The organism is Cohnella cellulosilytica, assembly GCF_042431195.1.
GTDB lineage: Bacteria > Bacillota > Bacilli > Paenibacillales > Paenibacillaceae > Cohnella > Cohnella cellulosilytica.
In genome coordinates, this window is sequence record NZ_JBHMDN010000020.1 from 117,880 (window position 1) to 139,233 (window position 21,354).

Genomic DNA, 21,354 nt, shown 5'->3' on the forward strand with positions numbered 1-21,354 from the left:
GATGGTTTTGAAGCAGGTAACGATCTACGATATCGCCCACGAAGCGAGAGTCTCGGTCGCGACGGTGTCGCGGGTGCTGAACAACACCGCGCCCGTCAAGCTCGCGACCCGGGATAAAATTATGGAGCTGATCCACAAATATCAGTTTCAGCCGAACGCGCTGGCCAGAAGCTTGTCGAAAAAAGAGACGGGAACGATCGGCGTCATCGTGCCGGACATCACGAATCCGTTCTTTCCCGAAGTGTTCTCCGGAATCGAGAAGGAAGCCAGGGACAAGGGCTACACGTTCCTGCTGTGCGACACGATCGGCAGCTACGAGCGGGAGTCCCAATACTTGAACATCCTGCGCGAGAAGCAGGTGGACGGCATTCTGTTCATGGGAGGCCGGATCAACCTGTCGCGGTGCAGCCCCGAGCTGGCCGAGGAGGTGCGGGAGGCGGCAAGCCGCACCCCGATCGTACTGATCAACGGCAATCTGCCGGGCAATTCGCTGCATCGCGTCTACATCGACGAGACGCTGGGCGCGGAGCTGGCGACTCGCCACTTGATCGGGCTCGGGCACCGGGAGATCGCGTTTATCGGCGGGCACGACAACATGTCGACGACGGCCCAGAAGGTTCGCGCGTTCAAGAAGGCGATGCGGGAGAACGGGCTGGACATTCCCCGGGAGTGGGTGCTGCACGCGGATTTCTCGATCGAATCCGGACAGCTTCTTATGAAGCGGCTGTTGGATGGGCCGCGCAGGCCGACCGCCGTGTTCTGCGTGAACGATTTTACGGCGGTCGGAGCGGTGAAGACGGCGACGCGGGCGGGCTACCGCGTCCCGGAGGACATCTCGATCATCGGCTTCGACGACATCCCGCTCGCCACCGCGATCAATCCGGAGCTGACGACGGTGAGCCAGAAGATGGAGACGCTCGGCCGAGTGTCGGTGCAGGTGCTCCACAAGCTGATCGGCAAGGAGAAAGTGAAGAAGCAGACGGTTATCGAACCCGAGCTGATCGTTCGGGAGAGCACGTCGGCACGTTGAACAAGCAGGGCGGCGGGAATGAAGGCTTCCCGCCGCCACGAATAGGAGCTGTCTCCTAGGGCGTGTATGCAAACCGCTCAGGGGCATCTATCACCGCCTTTTCGCCCCCTGCTGCGACCCTTTGACGTACCCCCGGTACGCCTTCACAAAAGTTCCTTGCATGGAACGAAAATTCGGCAATATCTGCTTTCCTCGGAGTATGCATACACGCCCTAAGCAAAGACGTACAAGATTATCGATGAAAAAAGAAGGGCATCTATCTCCTGGAGACTGCCTCATACGGTCCTGAAATGACCCTGTCACGGGTTTACCCGTTCAAAATTTCAGGATCGTATAGCAGCGGAAGGAGATAGATGCTCCTTATATGAGCCTGTCGATTAATGAGTCTCTATAAATCTCCCTTTTTTCTTGTTGAATTTCAGAAAAGCAACGGGCTGATGTACTCCAGAATCGTGTATCTCCCCACGAAATGCCTCTGTCCGAGCCCCAATGTTCTACAGAATCATGTATCTTCTCGCAATTCCGTCCCAGCGCCGCCCCAATGTTCTACAGAATTGATTATCTCCGTGCGAAAAGCTTCAATCCGCGTCCCAATGTTCTATAGAATCGTGTATCTCCTCGCAATTCCGTCCCAACGCCGTCCTAATGTTCTATAGAATCGATTATCCTGTGTTGCAGCTTCTCCATGGCTTAAAGTCGATTCTGGGCAGTTTTCGAGTACATTTGTTGGTAAAGCGCGCCCTTCTGGCAGCCGAAAATACAGGCGTATCCGCAGCATCGTCAAGCATTTTTTTCTGGCTTGGAATTAATCGACAGTCTCTATATTCATCCATCGATTATCGTTCAGTACGGCTTTGTTTGCGTAGGAGACAGCTCCTTTTTGCCATGAGGCCTGCTTTATCGCGTACGCCTGCCCGTATCCGGACGAATGTACTTGCGGATCGTATCGATCAGCTTGTCCCGTTCGGACGGCTTGGTCAGATACTCGGAAACCCCGAGCGCGTAGCCCTGCTGTCCGTCGTTGAGCATCGTCCAGACGATAACCGGAATATCGGCGGTGTCCGGATCGCTCTTCAACGCCGCGAGCACGCTCCACCCGTCGATTTCGGGCATGAGAATATCGAGGCAGATGACGTCGGGGCGCTGCGCCTTGGCCAGCCGGATTCCTTTTGCGCCGTTGCCGGCGTAGGACATGGTCCATCCGGTTTTGGCGATATACCGCTGCATCAACTCGCAGTTGGAGGTTTCGTCGTCGATCAGCAGAATGTTGACCGCGTCCTTCTCCCCAAGCGCGCTGCCGGAGCCGTCTTCTGCGGGCAGCAGAGCTTCCTTCGGTTCTTCCGTCGAGACCGGGAGCCAGCAGACGAAGCTTGTGCCTACCCCGAGCTCGCTGTCCACGCGAATGTCTCCGCCCATCATCTGGCTCAGCCGCTGGCTGATCGCCAGGCCGAGCCCGGTGCCGCCGTATTTGCGCGTCGTGGAAGCGTCGGCCTGCGTGAAGGCGTGGAACAGCTTCTCCATCTGCTCCGGCGTCATGCCGATTCCCGTGTCCCGGACGTAAAAGCTGTGTCCGCTCGCGCCATCCCGTTCTTCCCGGAAAATGCGCAGGGTGATGACGCCCGCTTCGGTAAATTTGTTCGCGTTGCTGAGCAGATTGATCAGAATTTGCCGCACCTTGAGCACGTCGGTCGTAATTTCTCCCTGTTCCGCGCACTCGTAATCCAGCCGGTTGCCCTTCTCCTCCGTCAGGGGACGAATCGTTGTGACCACGTCCTGAACCAAGCTGGGCAGGCTGCACGTTTCCAGATGCAGATCCATTTTGCCCGCCTCGATCTTGGAAATGTCGAGAATATCGTTAATCAAAGCAAGCAGATGGTTGCCCGCCTTGCTGATCTTCCCCGAATCTTCGACGAACACCGATTCCCCGAGCTCCTCGGCTTCTTCGCGCAGCATCTCGCTGTAGCCGATAATCGCGTTCAGCGGCGTGCGCAGCTCATGGCTCATATTGGCGAGAAACTGGCTTTTGATCATGCTGGCTTTGATCGCTTCGTCCCGCGTTCTGGCGAGCTGTTCGGTACGCTCGGCCAGCGCCTCCTCGGCCTTCACGCGGTCCGTAATATCGCTGCGGATGGAGATGAACTGGCGAGGCTTGCGGTCGTCGTCGAGGAAGGGCACGATCGTCGTATTCATCCAATACTCCGTGCCGTCCTTCGCGCGGTTTTTGACCTCGCCTCTCCATACCTCGCCGCGTTTGATCGTGCTCCACATTTCCTGGAAAAAGGCTTTCGGATGATAGCCGGAATTGATGACCCGGTGCGTTTTGCCGAGCAGCTCGTGCTTTTCGTATTTGGAGATTTCGCAAAATTTTTCATTCACGTAGGTGATAACTCCGGCGCGGTCGGTAATGGCGACAATCGACGATTCGTCCAGCGCCTTCTCGATGTCGCGCAGGTTTTCCATCGTCTGCACAAGCTTAAGCTTGCTCTCCTTGCGCTCCGATATGTCCGTGCCGACGGAGAGCGCTTGCTGCACGACTCCTTGCCCGTCGACCAGCGGGATGACGGTTAGCATAAGCGAAGCGTGGCCGCCGTCCTTGGCCGCGATGCCGATTTCTCCTCGCCACGTCTTCCCTTGCCCGATCGTCTGCCGCATCTCTTCCCAAGGCTGCTCGGGATTGAGGTCGGAAGCCAGCGATTCATACGTCCGTCCGATCAGCTCGTCCGGAGCGTACCTTGAGACGGAGCAAAATTGTAAATTGACATAAGAAAAAGCTCCATTGCGATCCAGGATTGCCACGATGGAAGATTCCTCTAGCACAGTTGATGGGAACATGACATCCTTGATTTTCGACAGCATGGTTATCCACTTCGCTTTCCTTCGTTATGCCAACGATAGATTCCATTCTTTGGAACAGGCTTTGACGCTCTCATTGTAGCATACGACTTATTTCTACAAAAGACAGAAAAGGGTTCGTTTCGGCAGGGGCCGCAGATCGTTCCGAGATCCGGACGTCAAAATCTTCTTGCAAAAAATCCGGCACAGTGATATAAAAAAGTTAACTTTATCTAAACGTTTAAATTCAGACGCATATACGACTCTCCAGGTTAGACCCTCTCCACATCAGGAATCTTCCTTCAAGAGGCTGTAAACGCACTGTACAAGCCTTTTTCAAAGCATCTCATCTCATGAATGCTCAAAGCAACTTTCCAATGAATCGTTCCGGTTTGCGGCTTATCGCCCCATTAAGATAAACGTTTAAATTCTAAGATTTGTTTTGTGAGGATCGATGGAGTTCCGAGGTCGGCTTCGTCAATATGAAAGCGGTTTATTTTCGAATTCGCGCGGAAGGTGCGATCCGGACTGAAAGCCGCCATTAAGGGAGGTGATGAGTATAAGCTGATCCGACAGGCAGTAGAGGGGCAAGGAATGGACGCAATTTTCAAATCAAAGGAGGCATTTATGGATGATTCCACGTCTGACGCTCGTGCAAATTCCTAAACGCGCGCTGCTGGGGTCGGTTTTGTTGGGAGCGGCGCTGCTGTGCATTGCGCTGTTCCCGCGATCGGCATCCGCCTATACGCTGTCGAACGGCACGTTCGAGGTGCAGACCGGCACGCACGGAGAAATAACATCGCTGAAAATCGTCGGAGACAACTATCCGACGAACTATGTCATGAACGCGACGAACGCGCCCCAGCAGAACACCTCCGATCATCAGTGGTTCGGAGAATTAATGTTCAAGTACCGGCTCGGCACGGGGGCCTGGCAAACCGCTCTGACGCAAAGCTCCGCAGACGGCAGAACGCAAAGCCAGAGTGGAACGACGGCGACGATTACGTATCAGAATTCCGCCAACGCGAACGGAGTCAAAAACTTCCGTCTCGTCGAGACGTATTCGCTCGTGAACGATTATCTCCTCTGGCAGATCCAACTGACGAACACGAGCGCGCAAGCGATCGAGTTCGGCGACATCGGGCTGCCGCTGCCGTTTAACGAATATTGGTCCGGGGGCGGCAACGAGCAAATCTACGAGACCCGGGTCGTAACGCACTCCTTTGTCGGGAACAACGGCTCCTACATTACGGCCGGCAGACCGAGCGGCATCGGCCCCTACTTGCTCATGGTGCCGGACGCGTCGACGGGCGCGGGCTTCGAATATCAGGACCGCTGGAGAGTCGAGGAGCATCCGGGCAGCAAGTGGGCCGGCGATCAAGGCGGCTGGTCCGAAGGTCTTAACGTGTTCTACATTCACTCCAATGTCATCAAGAGCACGAATCGCGGCTACCTGCCGAACACGAGCCTGACGCTCGCGCCGGGCGCAAGCAAGACGTATGCGTTCAAGATTATCAAAGTCGCGAACGAGAACGCGGTCAAGGACCGGCTCTATAGCGAAGGCATGGTCGACGTCACGGCGATTCCCGGCATGATCGTGCCGACGAACCAGACGGCGAAGTTCGACTTGCATACTTCGAAGACGATCACCTCGGTTACGGCGCAGTATCCGTCCGATACGACGATTGTTTCCCTCGGCACGACGGGTACGAACCATAAGCTGTATTCGCTCAAAATGAACCGTCTCGGACCCAATCTGATCACGGTTAACTATGGCAGCGGAGAAAAAACGGTGCTCCAATTTTACGCGATCGAGCCGATCGCGAACGCGCTGCAGCGGCATTCGACGTTCATGGTTAACAGCACGCAGTGGAATGTGCCGGGCGACATCCGCGACAAGGTGTTCGACGACTGGATGATGCAGAGCAATTCCAAGCGGAACGTCTTCAACGGCTATTGGGGCTGGGGAGACGACTGGGGCTATACGCACGCCCAGTTCCTCGCCGAGAAAAACGTGCAGACGCCGGTCGCTTCGGAGGTTACGGCCGTCGACCAGTATTTGCAGACGGCTATCTGGACGAACCTTATGGCGACCAACCATTCCGATTATTTAATCCACGACTTCCTGATGCCGGCGCCGAACACGACGCCGACGTATCGCGGGTACGCGTATCCGCACATTTACAATACCTATTTCAGCATGTACAAGATTGCCAAGATGTACCCCGATCTTATTACGTACACGAACACCAGGCAGACGTACCTGTCTCGCGCCTACAACATTTTCAAAGCGCTGTACGACGGACCGGTCGCGTACAATTGGAACACCGGTCTCATGGGAGAACAGACGACTCCCGAGTTGATCAAAGCGCTTCAGGAAGAAGGCATGACGGCGCAGGCGAACGACGTGATCGCGAAAATGGCGACGAAGTACAATAACTTCAAGAACACGACTTATCCGTACGGTTCGGAGTACAATTACGACAACACCGGAGAAGAAGCGGTCTACATGCTCGCCAAGATGAACAACAACACGTCAATGATGGGCAAGATCAACGCGAAAACGCGCGCGACTCGCGGCCATATGCCCGTGTGGTACTATTATGCGGACCCGGTCACGATTACGGGGGAAAACTGGTGGAACTTCCAGTATACCGTCTCGCTCGCCGGCTATGCGATGGACGATTGGGTGCGCAATTACTCGGCGAACCCGGAAGTCGACCAGCGGATGACCTACGCCGCGAAGATCGCCAACGTGAGCGCGATCAATTCCGGACAAATCAGTTCGGACCCGGCGGATATCGGAGCCGTCGCCTGGACGTATCAAGCGGAGAAGGGCAACTATCCGGCGCTCGGACTCGGCGGCGGCGCGCTGCAGAACGGCTGGCGCGGCATGTCCGGCGAAGCCGATCTCGGCTTGTTCGGCGCGATCCGAATTCTGAGCTCCGATGTCGCGATCGACCCGATCTTCGGCTTGTACTGCTACGGCTGCGACGTGACGGAGTCCGGAGGCAGCTATAGCATCGTACCGAAAGACGGTGTCAATCAGAAGCTGAATCTGATTACGCAGAAGCTGAACATGACGCTGGAGCGGGACAAATATACGTCCGCAACGGTCGCTCTCGCCAAGAACGCCGTCAACTTCACCCTGCAGAACGTAACGCCGGGCAAAGCGCACAACACGAAGGTAACCTTCACGGGACTCGTCGCGGGCAATTACCAGGTGCTCGTCAACAATGCGGTCGTCGGTTCGGTTACCGCGCAGTCTGGAGGGACGACAACGGTGAACCTCGGCATCGGTACGGCAGCCTCTTACGACATAAAGCTTCAACAAGGCGGCGGAGGCGGGCCGACGATAACCGATATCGCGCCGCAAGCGACCGCGACAACGTCGTTCGTCTCGTCCTGGGAGAGCCTCGCGGGGCTGAACGACGGCTATGCGCCGACGAGTTCCAACGATCGCGGTCATCCGGTATACGGGAACTGGGACAACCCGAACACGACGCAATGGGTGCAGTATACGTGGAGCTCGGCCCGCACGATTTCTTCGGTCGAGGTATATTGGTTCGACGACGATCAGGGCATCGATCTGCCCGCATCCTATACGATCCAATATTGGAACGGCAGCGCCTGGGTTAACGTGAGCGGCGCTTCGGGCCTCGGTCTGCTGGCCAACCAATACAACACGACGACCTTCAATCCGGTCTCAACGACGCAAATCCGGTTGAACGTTACGGCGAAGGCGACGACTTCGACCGGCATCGAGTCGTGGAGAGTAAACGGATATTAAAATAGCCGAAGAGGCGGTCCGACAAGCGAAACTGCTTGATGGGACTGCCTCTTTTCCGATATTCGGAGGCTTGCGGGACATCGAGGCGATCCGGGCCGAAAATATAAACGATTAGATTTTATGCGCTGCGGGCTGCCTAAATCAGGAGGATAGCTTGCTTTTATCGCAAACGGAATGATATAACAAGAACAATATTGTATCTATCCGTAACGATGAAGGTGGCGAGAACGGTGTCGGAGAAGGTGAGCATTAAAGAGATCGCAGCCAAAGCGAATGTGTCGATCGCTACGGTCTCCTATGTATTGAACGGCACGCGCAACGTGCGCCCGAAAACGAAGGAACGGGTACTCCGGGTGATCGAAGAGCTGAATTATCAGCCGAACGACATCGCCAAAAGCTTGAAAAGCAAAAAAACGAACACGATCGGAGTCATCGCGGAAGACGTCACGGTGTTCAACGTGCCCGAAATTATCGACGGCATCAACGATTACGCGGATGGCCATGATCTGCACATCGTGCTGACGAACCTCCGGCTGCACAAGCGGGTCGGCCATCATTACGCCGACGTCGAAGCGTACCGCAAATATGCCGCGAATGCCGTTTCCGATCTGATGTCCAAGCAGGTCGAGGGCATTATCTATGTCGGCATCCATCCGCGGGATGTGACCGGACTGATCGATACGAGGGACAAGCCGATCGTATATACGTACTGTTATACGCAGAACGATCTATCCATCCAATACAACGACGAGCAGGCCGCGTACGATTCGGTTTGTTACCTGCGAGACAAAGGCCATCGCCGAATTGCGGTCATTACCGGACTGATGGATTCCATTCCGTCGCGGCTGCGGTTCAATGGCTATTATAAAGCGGTCATGGAGCACCAACTGCCGTTCGAGCCGCAGCTGATCAAGGTCGGGGATTGGGGACTGGATTCGGGACTGCGGGCGACAAAAGAGCTGCTTGAATTGGCGGAACCGCCGACAGCGGTGCTTGTCATGAACGACGTGATGGCGGCAGGCACATTGCGGGCGGCGTGGGAAAAAGGAATCCGCGTTCCGGAGGAGCTGTCGATTATCGGATTCGACAACAGGGAATTCAGCGATTATTTGAAGCCGCGTCTGACGACGATGGATCTCCCCCTGCACGAGATGGGCTACTCGTCCATGAGATCGCTCATGCGGATGGTCAACGGGGAGCCGATCGAACCGGTACCGATGCCGGCATGCGTCATGCTGGAGAGAGAGTCGGTGGCTCCGCCCAATGGCGTCCAGACAAGTTAACCCGGCAGTCTCTGCAGGAGCTCACGCGGAGCCGCGCCGTTTACCCCGGTCCCTATCCTTGGTCAGGTCGAAGAACGACGACGGGGATGGGGATTTATTTGTGCGCGATTCAGAAAGTATAGAATTCGCTATCCTTATCTGAATCGTCTCCGACAAAATTGCCCGAAAGAAAAATAAGCGCTTGCATAAAAATTGAAACCTGTGTTATAAAGAAGTTGCAGAGTTTTTAAACGTTTAGATAACAGCCGAAAAACGAAAATCCGGCACGCTTTACAGGTGGATGTATCTGTTTTATACCGATTCTCTCGACTTATTCGAAAGTTTTGGAAATGTAATCGCTTCCCGATGGATGAGAAAACCCCGAGCCTTATGCAGACTCTGCCAAAATCTAAACTTTTTATTCAAATTAAGATAAACGTTTAGATCTTTGGTGGCCAACGCTTGGTCCTTGTTTCGCCGCAGCACTTGAGTAAAGGATCGGGCGGACGATAAGATGCTGAACGTTTAACTCGAAATCTTGGAATTTCCGAGCCGCCGGGTCAAACGGTTAGACATATAAAATTCTTTAAGCCATGAAGGGAGAGCGGGGCAATGAAAGCAAGAAAGAGACTTGGGGTAGGTCTTCTGGCCGCTATGCTGGCAATCGGCGCGACAGCTTGCGGGAGCAACGAGAAAAATACGGAGAAAAGCGCGACTCCATCGGGAGCGGGCGAGTCGAGCGCACCGGCGAGCGAGCCGTCCTCGACGAAAAAGGTCAAAATTACCTACTCCATGTGGGGAAGCGCGGAAGAAGGAAAGACCGTCCAGGAAACGGCGGACAAATTCAATGCTTCCCAAGACAGAATCGAAGTGGAAGTGGTGGCAATTCCGTGGGAGAGCTACATGACGAAGCTGAATACGCAGGCAACGGGGGGCCAATTGCCGGATACGGGGATGTTAAAGGAGGATGGCGTCATCCAGTGGTCCTCCGAAGGAATGTTGAACGACGTAAGCGCCATGTACGAAGGAAGCGACAGCAAGCCGCTGGATAGCCTGGCCTACAAGTATCAAGGCAATACCGTAGCTTACGCCGCGGCCAACGAAATCCTCCTCCTGTATTACAACAAGGACATGTTCGACAAAGCGAATGTGCCTTATCCGCCATCCGTGCTGGATCAAGCATGGACGTGGGAGGACTTCGTGGATACGGCCAAAAAGCTGACGATCGACAAGAACGGCAAGCACCCCGGCGAGGACGGCTTTGATTCCCAGAGTATCGTTCAATACGGCGCATCCGTCGAAAACCTGCCGTGGCAGCTGGAAACTTGGGCCATCAGCAATGGCGGCGCATTCTACAACGACGACGGAACGGCGGTCAGAATCGGGGAGGACGCCAGCGTCGAAGCGATTCAGAAAGTCGCGGACCTGTACTTGAAGGAGCATGTCGCTCCGCTGTCCGTCGGTCAAACCGATGACGGTATTCAACGCACCGTTATCGCGGGAACGGTGGCCATGGCTACGAACGGCCAGTGGAACGTGGGAACCAGCTTGAACACGGCCAAGGAGCAAGGCCTGAATTACGGCGTAGCCGTATTGCCGTACATGAAGGAGAAGGTCACCCTCAACACGGGCGGAGCGAACGTCGTTTTCTCCCAGACCAAGCATCCGGAAGAAGCGATGGAATGGCTGAAGTGGTACACCTCCGAAGAAAACAATTGGGGACTGATCAGTTCGGGCATCTGGATGCCGGTGCTGGAAAAATGGTATACCGACGAAACGCTCACACGCAAATGGGTCGAAAATCCGAACTTCCCTCCGTATGACGAATACAAATCCGCGGTCGTCGATTATGCGCAATCGTCCGCCGCGAGACCGGCCTCCTGGTTTTACACCAATCATACGACGGAGTTCAATACCCTGCTCGGCTCGATTCTCGGGGACGTCTGGACAGGCAAGACAACGGCCGCGGACGCGATCTCCAATAATCTCGAAGCCTTGAAAGCCGCTCATTCGGGCAACCAATAACAAGATCGGAAGGATGGCCGCCGTTAGCGAGATTCCGGCGGTCATCCTTCACGCATAGGGTGGGAGCGAGAAATGGAAACGATCGGTAAACCGCTAAAACGCCGTTCCCGAATTCATTCGAGCGAGCAACGCGTAGCTTATATCTGTTTGATTCCCGCGTTCCTCGGGCTGATCCTTCTGACGTACGCGCCCCTTCTCGGGGTGCTGGGAATCAGCTTGACGAACTGGACTGGGCTGAAGGACCCGGAATTCGTCGGCTTCGATAATTATATCAAGCTGTTCACGACCGATCCCTATATTAAGGACTCTATTATCGCGACGATTTACTTTGCCGTTTTATCCGTAGCCGGAAGCATGATCTATTCCTTATTCATTGCCATGCTGCTTAATCGTAAAATTCCGGCAAGAGGATTTTTCAGAGCCGTATTTTATGTGCCGTTTGTTTTGCCGGCCGTCGCGATCTATGTCGGATGGTCCTGGCTTTACGAGGCGAATTTCGGATTCTTCAACTATCTTCTCTCCGAAATCGGTTTGAATAAAATTCTGTTTATCGCGGATTCCCGTTACGTAGTCCCATCGCTTTCCTTGATTGCGGTCTGGCTGGCGGGCAACTTGATTGTCATTTTCCTGGCCGGGCTCCAGAACGTTCCTAGCGTCTATCACGAAGCGGCGGAGATGGACGGCGCGAACGGCTGGAAACGCTTCAGGCACATCACCCTGCCCTGTATGACGCCGATCATCTTCTACAACCTGCTGATGAGCCTGATTGCCAACCTCCAGGTTGTTACGCCCGCTCTTGCGCTGACCAACGGCGGTCCCGGCAATTCTTCCCGATTCATGACCTATCTGATGTACGATCAGGCTTTCGTCAATTACAAGCTGGGCTATGCCTGCGCGACGACTTTTATTATTTTCGCCATTCTTGCCGTCTTTACCGCGGTTTTGTTCAAGACGTCGAATCGGTGGATCTTCTCTGAGGGGGGCGACGACAAATGAGCGAATTGGTATACGGCAGACTTAAAAGCAAGAAACGCAGCGAACGAATGGCGAACGTTCTCACGTTGGTCCTTGTCTTGTTCTTTGCCATTCTCGTGCTCTTCCCGATCTGGTGGATTTTTCGTACGTCTCTGATGACGAGCGCCGAGATTTACAGATTTCCGCCGTCTCTCCTCCCGGCAGACTGGCTGTTCTCCAATTATGAGAAAACGCTGGAGATATTCAAGTTCTGGAAATACCTATGGAACACGATGGTCATCATCGTTCCCTCATGTTTGGCAGGAACGTTTACGGCGACCCTGTGCGGGTATGCCTTTGCAAGGCTGAGGTTTCGGGGCAAACGGTTGATCTGGGCCCTGTGCATCGGCTCCATGCTGCTGCCTGCCATGGTTACGCTCATTCCGCTGTACATCGGATGGACGCGGGGGCTGGGGCTTCAGGACAGCTACCTGCCGTTGATTTTGCCCTATTTCTGCGGTGGCGGCGCTTTTAATATCTTCCTGGTCCGTCAGTTTATCCTTTCGATTCCGAGAGAGCTCGATCAAGCGGCCACGATCGACGGAGCCGGATATTTCCGAATTCTGTTCAGCATTATTATGCCGGCCATTCGGCCCGCGATGATCGTCGTCGCGCTGTTTATCTTCATCGGTCTGTGGAACGATTTGCTTCAACAGATGATTTACATCAATTCCAGCGACAAATACACGATAGCGTTGGGACTTACCAATTTCAGAGGCCAATTAAAGCAGGAATGGTCGCTGACGATGGCAGCCACGTGCCTGTCCTTTGCTCCCGGCGTTCTTTTCTACCTGATCGGCCAAAAGTACTTTGTCGAGGGCATCACGATGACCGGGATGAAAAATTAGTCCGGACGAGCGGGCTGGCGGCTTGAGCGATCCGGGGCGCTGAGCAGACAGATAGAACAACTTCAATTTGTGCAACAAAGCGGGGAGGAACCGACTGTGACGATTCAATCTACGAACATAACGCCCCTAAGTCGGGTGTCCATACAAGACGACTTTTGGATGGAATACGTGAACCTGGTGCGGGACGTCGTCGTTCCGTATCAGTGGGAAGCGTTGAACGACAGAATTCCGGATGCGGAACCGAGCAGCGCCGTTCGCAACTTCAAGATCGCGGCCGGGGAGGAGCAGGGCGAATTTTACGGGATGGTGTTCCAGGACAGCGATGTCGGCAAGTGGCTGGAAGCGGTCGGGTATTTGCTAAGCTCGCGTCCCGATCCGGCGCTTGAGCGGATTGCCGACGAACTGATCGATACCCTCGCGAAGGCCCAGCGTTCCGACGGCTATCTGAATACGTACTTCACCTTGAAGGAACCGGAGGGCCGCTGGACGAATTTGGCGGAATGCCATGAGCTGTACTGCGCGGGCCATCTGATGGAAGCGGCGGTGGCCTATTATGAAGGAACGGGCAAGCGCAAGCTGCTCGACGTCATGTGCAAGTACGCGGATTACATCGATACCGTATTCGGGCCGGAACCGGGCAAGCTGAAGGGCTACGACGGCCATCAGGAAGTCGAGCTGGCGCTGGTGAAGCTGTACAGGGCGACGGGCAACGAGAAATATTTGAACTTGAGCCGGTTTTTCCTGGATCAGCGCGGGGCGAAGCCGAACTTCTACGAAATCCAGCTGGCGCAGCGCGGCGGCAAAGTTCATTATCCGAATCTCGATATCGCCCGCCGCTTGTCCTACAGCCAGTCCCATCTGCCCGTTCGCGAACAGCAGACGGCGGAAGGGCACGCCGTCAGAGTCGTCTACATGTGCGCGGGAATGGCGGATATCGCGAAGGAAACCGGGGACCGCGGCATGCTCGAAGCCAGCCGCAGGCTGTGGCGCAATATCGTGGACAAGCGGATGTATATTACCGGCGGCATCGGTTCGATGGAGCACGGGGAAGCGTTCACCTTCGATTACGACCTGCCGAACGATACCGCCTACGCGGAGACTTGCGCCTCGATCGGCCTCATTTTTTTCGCGCACAGAATGCTGCAGCTCGAGCCGAAGAGCGAGTATGCCGACGTCATGGAGCGGGCGCTGTACAACACGGTGCTGAGCGGCATGTCCAAGGACGGTCGGCACTTCTTCTACGTGAATCCGCTTGAGGTGTATCCGGAAGCTCACGGCAAAAACGCGATTTACAATCACGTCAAGCCGGAGAGGCAAGGCTGGTTCGGCTGCGCCTGCTGTCCTCCGAACGTCGCGAGATTGCTCGGCTCGTTGGGGAAATACATCTATTCCGCGCACGGGAACACTCTGTATACCCATCTCTATATCGGAAGCCGGATCGAATGGGGGACGGCAGAGGGCCCGGTTGCGGTCGAACAGGAAACCCGGCATCCGTGGTCGGGAGATGTCCGTCTTCGAATATCGGCGGATAAGCCGTCCGTTTTCGAACTGGCGCTTCGCGTCCCGGATTGGTGCGACGGATACGTCGTACGGATTAACGGAGAAGCGTGGACGAAGACCGAGAGCCTGGACGGCGACGGATACGTCAAAATCGCGAGGAGTTGGACCGAAGGCGACACGGTTGACCTTGATCTTCATATGTCGGCGAGGCGGATGTCCGGTCACCCGATGATTCGCCAGGTCGCGGGCAAGACGGCCATCCAGCGAGGGCCGTTCGTCTACTGTCTGGAGGAAGCCGACAACGGCCCGCATTTGCACGAGGTCGCGCTGCTCAAAGACGGGAAGCTGCAGACCGACTTCGAGCCGGACTTGCTGGGCGGACTCGAGGTCGTGACGGCGGAAGGCGTTCGGATGAAGAGAGAGTCGGGAGACGATCGGTTGTACGAGCCTGATGTCTCGTACCGGGTCGAACCCGCGGCCCTTCGCTTCATCCCCTATTACGCCTGGGCGAACCGCGGCCGGGGAGAGATGACCGTGTGGGTGCGCAGTTTGTAAGGGAGGTGCATAAACTGAACGAATCCGAGTCCATGGGACGATAGCCGTCCTGCGGGCTCGTTTTTATTTTCCGAGTTCGGCCTCAACTTCCTTGCGTCCCGCCCGAGATGCCCGACAACGTCATACGGCGCTCTCGATGGATAGCAAAAAAAAGTCCACCCTATTCCATAAAACCGTTACCTGTTCACGAAGCCATGCAGGCTTTAAGCTTAGATCAACTTATTAAAATCGCTTTCATAAAGCGGATGGGGAGGAAGCATGAACCATTCGAAGGCGGCCGTTAACTGGCGGGCGCGAGTGAGGAAGGACCGTTATATTTACGCTTTCGCGATTCCGGGATTGCTCTTCTATTTGGTATTCAGTTATTTGCCCTTGTACGGCGTCACTATCGCTTTCAAGAATTTTCAGATCACCCGCGGAATCTTGGGCAGTTCATGGGTCGGCCTGAAGCATTTCGAGCAGCTGTTCACGACCCCGGGCTTTACCGACGCGCTCGTGAATACGATTACGATCAGCTTTCTGAAAATCGCGATCTCGTTTCCTTGTCCGATTATTCTCGCCATTTTGCTGAACGAGCTGAGAAGCAGGCGGTTTCGCTCGCTGACCCAAAGCCTGATGTATTTGCCGTATCTCATTTCCTGGATCATCATCGGGGGGATCGTCTACAATTTCCTCTCCATGGACGGGATCGTGAACGAAATCCGCTCCATGTTCGGCTACGAGCCGATGCTTTATTTGGGCGAAAAACAATACTTCAGGGCAATTCTCGTCGTCAGCGACATTTGGAAAAACTCCGGCTGGTACGCGATCATTTATTTGGCGGCATTAACGAGAATCAATTCCGAGATTTACGAATCCGCTACCGTCGACGGGGCAAGCTGGCTGAGGAAGACGTGGCATATTACGCTCCCCGGCATCAAGGACGTGATGATTGTGCTTCTGATTATCAGCATGGGCCACTTAATGTCGGCCGGATTCGAACAGGTTCTCGTCCTGTACAATCAACGGGTCTACGAAACGGGAGATATTCTGGACACGTTCATCTACCGCAACGGCATCCTGCAAAGCCGGTTCAGCTTTGCCGCGGCGGCCGGACTCGTGACCTCGGTCGTCTCCGCGATTCTTCTCCTCGCGACGGACCGGATCGCCAAGAGAAGCGGAGAACGCGGATTAATCTAGATCGGAGGCGCCAGCTTGAACAACAAGAAGTCTTTTTTTCGAACCCTGAACCTGGTATTCTTCGCGCTGCTCAATATCGCGATGATCTACCCTTTTTGGCATACGCTTGTCGGCTCCATGATCTCGTTCGAAGAGTACTCCAACTATAAGCTGCTGCTGTTCCCTCGGGAACCCAACTTCGACGCTTACCGGGAAATCATCGAGCGGGGAGATATTTTCCGACCGCTGCAGAACACCGTAGTCATTACCGTCCTCGGCACGTTTCTCAGCTTGTTCGCGACGGCGTGGACGGCTTACGGCCTGTCCAAGGATTTTCTGGGCTCGAGGGCGATCATGACGATCATCGCGTTGACGATGTTTTTCAACGGCGGGTTGATCCCCCAGTACCTGCTATACAAGCATTTGGGCCTGCTCAACAGCATGTGGGTGTATATCGTGCCCGCCTTGATCAACACGTTTTTCCTGATCATCATGAGGACGAATTTTTCCGGCTTTCCGAAGGAGATCGAGGAGTCGGCCAAGGTGGACGGCTGCAACGAATTCGGCATTTTCTTCCGGATCATTCTGCCGCTCTCCAAGCCGGTAATGGCCACGATCGGATTGTTTTACGCCGTCGGATTCTGGAATACGTTCTATGCTTCCCTTATGTTCGTTACGGAGGCCGGGAAGAAAACGCTCTACGAGTATATTTACAAAATCGTGTCGAACCAAGAGGGCTCCCAGTTCGCGACGTCGGTCGCTTTCGGGGAAGCGACGAAGTTCGCCAACATCGTCATTGCCGTCGTTCCGATTATGCTCGTCTACCCGTTCCTGCAGAAATATTTCGTGAACGGAACGATGGTCGGAGCGGTAAAAGGGTAAAGCCAACGCGGCCTGGAAAGGAGTTGATGCATGAACGGGGATACTTCAGTCAATCGCAATGGGCATCGACGCGAGGAACTTTTTCGTACATTATTTAATCTATGGGGGTTGCCAATTTGAAAACACGGGGCTTTATTCTTGCATTGATCGTCGTGCTTCTGGCGGGCGCGCTCGGCGCTTGCGCCAAAGACGCCGAACCGTCCGGCAGCGCCGGCCCGGCCGCTTCGGGAAGTCCGACCGCCGCCTCCGGATCGGAATTCGAGGAGAAGAAGGACATCGAAGTGATGGCCTGGTGGCCGATCGTCGTCAAGCCCGAGGACGAGGTCATTAAATTCATTAACGAAAAATTCAACGTCAATCTGAAAATCACGGTCGCCGATTGGCAGCCGAACATCGACAATCTGGCCATGCGCGTAGCTTCCGGAGATTATCCGACTTACGCTTTGATGCCGTGGTACTGGGTCGGAGACCTGGGCGTCCAGTACAAAGCGCTGGTGGAAGACAAGGTCGCCCTTAACGTGACGGAGCTGGCCGAGAAGCACGGCTTCACCCGTATTCTGGACCAGCTCAAGCAGGCGGATGAGCTCGGCGTCAATCCGATCTACGCCGACGCGAGCGGCGACTATTATTCGATCCCCCGCAACGACGGATATCCGAATCCGGGACTGTTCATCCGCCAGGATTGGCTGGATCAGCTGAATCTCGCGATTCCGACATCCTGGGACGAAGTCGAAACGGTGCTGAAGGCGTTCGTGGCCAACGATCCCGATGGCAAGAAGAACGTAGGGCTGACCCTGAACGGAGCCGACGGTCTCGGAACGTTCGATCAGATTCTGACCGCGTTCACGGGCGTGCATCCGGTCGGCTGGACGAAGCAGAACGGCCAATGGACGCACAGAGCGCTGCTGCCCGAGTTCAAGGACGGGGTGAAATACTTGCATCGTCTGTACGAGGAAGGCTTGGTCGACAAGGAGTTCGGCTTCCTGAAAGCGTCCAACGCGCGGGAGAAGTTTACGACCGGCCGCGCGGGAATGATCATTCACAATGCGAACGGAGTCGATTACCGCGACTTTATTCAAGTTCCGTTGACGCAGTACAATTCGTCGGCCGAGGTGACGCTGGCCGTGCCGTTCCCTTCCGGGCCTAAAGGCCAGATTCGCGCTTCGGGCAATCCGTACGGCTCCACGGGCATCCTGTTCGCCAATAAAGACGAAGAAGCGAGCGTGCGCATGCTGGCGATTCTGGATTGGCTGCTCTCCGACGAAGGAACGAACCTGAGCTTAAACGGCGTGGAAGGCATTCATTACGACCTGCAGGACGGCAAAGTCGTATACCGCGAAGACAAGTGGCAGGCCGACTTCGGCGGCATCGAGCACCACTTTATCCGCCATCTGATATTCCCGGGCATCGCGAAGGAACAATCGCCCAGGGTGCTGCCGATTTTGCAGGATAACTACAACGACGTCATCGAGCACGGCGTCCGCGAGGAGATCGTCGGCGTGAATACGGAAAACACCGCGAAATTCGGCCCCAAGATGTCCGAGGTCTATACGAAGTGGATCACGAATTTCGTCATCGGGGACGCGGATATCGATTCCGAATGGGAGAAGTTCATCGCGGAATGGACGTCGTACGGCTACGAGGATATCATTAAAGATATCGAGAATTTCGAGGCATCCAGCTCCAATTAATCTCCTTGCCGTTATAGCCTTGGGATTTGATCGCTGCGAGGAACGCGTCTATGACATTGAAACGAAAAGTATTTTTGCAGGCGCTCATGCTCTTGCTCCTATGCGACGTTCTATCGTCGGGGATCAGCTTTGTCGTATCCAAACAGTTGGTCTCCGACCAGATCATCGCCTCGAAGAGGAACGAGCTGACGGCGATCGACGATCGAATCCGGGATACGTATATCGTCGTCCGCGAGAAGCAGGACTTGCTCGCGGACGATTACGATCTGCAAGCCAGAACGGCGGCCGTGGAGCAGCAGTCTTCCTCCTACGAGAAAACCGCGCAGATCGAGAGGGTTCTCAACCAGTTAAGCGTAGAGCTGTACAACCTGAAAGAGCTGGAAAGCTTAAACGTCATTTCCGGCCGCTGGGTGATGAGCGTGGGCATGACGGACTCGGTCGGCTTCACGGCCGAGGGCACGGAGCTGAAGCCGAATCTGGACACCGCCGCCCTGAAGCGCGAAGCGCTGCCGATGCTGTCCCGCATTCATTTCGAGAAAGCGCTTTCCGCCGAGCATGCCGTCGTGTCGCGCATTACGGATAACAGTTACCTGGTCGGCATTATCGATTTCGGGGAGCTCATCACGGATAAGCGGATGAACCTGCAAATCCGCAATAAGGAAGGGCGCTCCTTATACGAGCAGAACGCTCCGGACTCCGCCCGGGAGGGGCAAGCCCGGCGATCTTCTTACCTGGAGATTCGGTATTCCTCGCCGCAGAGCGATATGGAATACTCCTTGTTTCTTAACGAGAAGGATATCGAGGAGAAGTTCCGCAAGCCGTTGTTGATTATTATCCTTCTAAGCTTGTGCATCTTCGTGGCGTTCGGCGCGCTTCTCTATATGAATACCGACAGGCTGCTGAAGCCGATCAGTTCGTTCAGTACCTTGTTGACGCATATCGAGCATGCGTCCCAGACGGACGAAATCGACCGGTTCATCGAGGAGTACAGGCGTAAAGGCCGAATGAGGAAACGGCTGTACGTCTACTTCTCCTTGGGCATCGTGCCGCTGTTTATCGTCATCGTCGCCAACTTCGTTTTTTTCAGGGATGTCGTGATTCTGGAAGCCCGAACGAAGGACGACGGAACGATCCGCGAAATTCGCAGCAATATCGAGTACAAGATGGAAAGCTACGGCATTCTGATGAAAAGGCTGTCTCTGGATTCCTCCATTCAGAACGAGCTGCTGCGGTTGGCGAAGAGCGAGGCCGCGCACGAAGACAGCATAGGGATGTCCGATTTGGTGCTGAACAAAGGCATACTGGCGCAGAACATCCGGTACATCCGGTTTTACGACGAGCGGCACCGTCTTCTCTATACGAGCGACAATGCGGCGAGCTCCGGCGAGAACGAAGCGCAGTGGCAGCGGGCGTTGGCGGATCGGTTAACGCCTTATTATTGGACCGTCGAGAACGAGGAGGATGCCGAGCTTCGTCATCTCGTTCTCTACGGCAAAATTAAATACTTGCCGAGATCAGGCCGCGAGATTCGCGCCTTCAGGCAGATCGGGTACGTGGAAATGGCGATGATGCCGTTCTTCGACGAGAAGATCGGCTTCTCTACCGAGCAGTCGAATCGCGCCATGTACGTCTTCGACGGCGACGGAAACATGCTGTACACCTCCAAGCCTCACGATCACGACTCCGAGCGCAAGGTGCGGCAGTGGCTTGAAGGCGGGAGCCTGCGCCAGAACGAAGCCGAATTCTTCGAAGAGCAAGCCGTCGACGGCATGACGATCGCCAGCGGCAAGATCCAGGGGGCGGACTGGCATATCATATACGCGATGCCTTCGAATGACGGCCTCGCGGGGAACGACCGCATTCTCGTCAACAACCTGATCGTCGTCGCCGTCATGCTGCTGCTAGCCATCGCGCTGTCCGAATGGCTGGCCAAGCAAATTTTAAGGCCGATAGAGAAGCTGATCCGGCTTATGGAGGGCATGGACAGACAGCGGTTGAACCATCGGGCGCTCTACCTGGGCAACAACGAATTCGCCCATATGGCGCTAAGCTTCAAGAATATGCTGGCGCGGCTTCATTCGATGAGCGAGGACATCAAGGCCAAGGAGCTGGAACGCTTCGAGCTGGAGAAGCGCAAGAAGGAAGCGCAGCTTACGGCGCTTCAATCCCAGATGAATCCGCATTTCCTATACAACATTTTCACGTCCATCCATCTGCTCGTCAAAACGAACCAGAACGCCAAAGCGTCGGAAATGATTATGGCGACCGGCAGGCTGCTCCGCTTCGGCCTGTATCGCGGCAACCAGATCATCAGCGTCGCCGAGGAGCTCGAGCATGTCGGCGCCTACGTGCGGATTCAGGAAATTCGCTATCACGCGAGAGTTCGAGTGGACCTGGAATGCGAGGAGGGAATCGGGAGCTATCGCATGCCGAAGTTTCTGCTGCAGCCCGTCGTCGAGAATGCGTTCGAACACGCCTCCAGCCAAGACAAACCGCTGTCGCTTGCCGTGCGTCTTGCCCGGGACGGAGACTCCCGGCTCCTCATTCGCGTGGAAGACGACGGAGTCGGCATTCCAGAGGACCGATTGGCCTCGATCCGGGAGCGCCTAGATCATCATACGCCGTCCGATCATATCGGCTTATTGAACGTTCACGAGCGAATTCGGCTATTTTACGGCTCCGACTACGGGCTCGACATTCGCAGCGTCGGGGGCGAAGGCACCGTCGTCACGCTCACGCTTCCATTGATAAAGGAGGATTCTTAAAC

General features: G+C 55.2%; 11 protein-coding genes and 1 pseudogene. 11 read left to right on the top strand and 1 reads right to left on the bottom strand.

Going from position 1 to position 21,354, the window contains the following annotated elements; all coding sequences use genetic code 11:
* Window positions 1–7: 7 nt before the first annotated feature.
* The gene (locus tag ACFFT4_RS15735) at window positions 8–1,030 is read left to right on the top strand and encodes a LacI family DNA-binding transcriptional regulator (protein ID WP_378049166.1); all 1,023 of its coding nucleotides are present in this window, start codon (window positions 8–10) and stop codon (window positions 1,028–1,030) included.
* Between the two features lie 897 nt (window positions 1,031–1,927).
* Here the strand turns inward: ACFFT4_RS15735 and ACFFT4_RS15740 are convergent.
* The gene (locus ACFFT4_RS15740) at window positions 1,928–3,886 is read right to left on the bottom strand and encodes a PAS domain-containing hybrid sensor histidine kinase/response regulator (RefSeq protein ID WP_378049168.1); all 1,959 of its coding nucleotides are present in this window, start codon (window positions 3,884–3,886) and stop codon (window positions 1,928–1,930) included.
* Between the two features lie 607 nt (window positions 3,887–4,493).
* Between ACFFT4_RS15740 and ACFFT4_RS15745 the strand changes: the two are divergent.
* The 10 genes and pseudogenes from ACFFT4_RS15745 to ACFFT4_RS15795 form a co-directional block, all read left to right on the top strand.
* Window positions 4,494–7,229: pseudogene (locus ACFFT4_RS15745) on the top strand (DUF5695 domain-containing protein); the annotation flags it as partial.
* A 653-nt stretch (window positions 7,230–7,882) separates the two neighbouring features.
* Complete coding sequence (locus ACFFT4_RS15755; RefSeq protein WP_378049170.1) at window positions 7,883–8,935, top strand: LacI family DNA-binding transcriptional regulator; 1,053 nt, start codon at window positions 7,883–7,885, stop codon at window positions 8,933–8,935.
* A 591-nt stretch (window positions 8,936–9,526) separates the two neighbouring features.
* Window positions 9,527–10,939 (top strand): ABC transporter substrate-binding protein, encoded by a 1,413-nt coding sequence (locus ACFFT4_RS15760; protein WP_378049172.1) that lies wholly within the window; start codon window positions 9,527–9,529, stop codon window positions 10,937–10,939.
* 72 nt (window positions 10,940–11,011) lie between these two features.
* A complete protein-coding gene (locus ACFFT4_RS15765; protein ID WP_378049174.1) occupies window positions 11,012–11,935 on the top strand; it encodes a carbohydrate ABC transporter permease in 924 nt (307 codons plus the stop codon).
* Window positions 11,932–12,801: a carbohydrate ABC transporter permease gene (locus tag ACFFT4_RS15770; protein WP_378049176.1), complete on the top strand. Its 870-nt coding sequence runs from the start codon at window positions 11,932–11,934 to the stop codon at window positions 12,799–12,801. The genes ACFFT4_RS15765 and ACFFT4_RS15770 overlap by 4 nt, the downstream gene beginning before the upstream one ends.
* A 96-nt stretch (window positions 12,802–12,897) precedes the next feature.
* Window positions 12,898–14,856: a glycoside hydrolase family 127 protein gene (locus ACFFT4_RS15775; protein WP_378049178.1), complete on the top strand. Its 1,959-nt coding sequence runs from the start codon at window positions 12,898–12,900 to the stop codon at window positions 14,854–14,856.
* A gap of 258 nt (window positions 14,857–15,114) precedes the next feature.
* A complete protein-coding gene (locus ACFFT4_RS15780; protein WP_378049180.1) occupies window positions 15,115–16,035 on the top strand; it encodes an ABC transporter permease in 921 nt (306 codons plus the stop codon).
* 15 nt (window positions 16,036–16,050) lie between these two features.
* Window positions 16,051–16,896: a carbohydrate ABC transporter permease gene (locus tag ACFFT4_RS15785; protein WP_378049182.1), complete on the top strand. Its 846-nt coding sequence runs from the start codon at window positions 16,051–16,053 to the stop codon at window positions 16,894–16,896.
* A gap of 116 nt (window positions 16,897–17,012) precedes the next feature.
* Window positions 17,013–18,587 (top strand): type 2 periplasmic-binding domain-containing protein, encoded by a 1,575-nt coding sequence (locus tag ACFFT4_RS15790; protein WP_378049185.1) that lies wholly within the window; start codon window positions 17,013–17,015, stop codon window positions 18,585–18,587.
* A gap of 50 nt (window positions 18,588–18,637) precedes the next feature.
* A complete protein-coding gene (locus ACFFT4_RS15795) occupies window positions 18,638–21,352 on the top strand; it encodes a cache domain-containing sensor histidine kinase (RefSeq protein WP_378049187.1) in 2,715 nt (904 codons plus the stop codon).
* The last annotated feature ends 2 nt before the right edge of the window (window positions 21,353–21,354 follow it).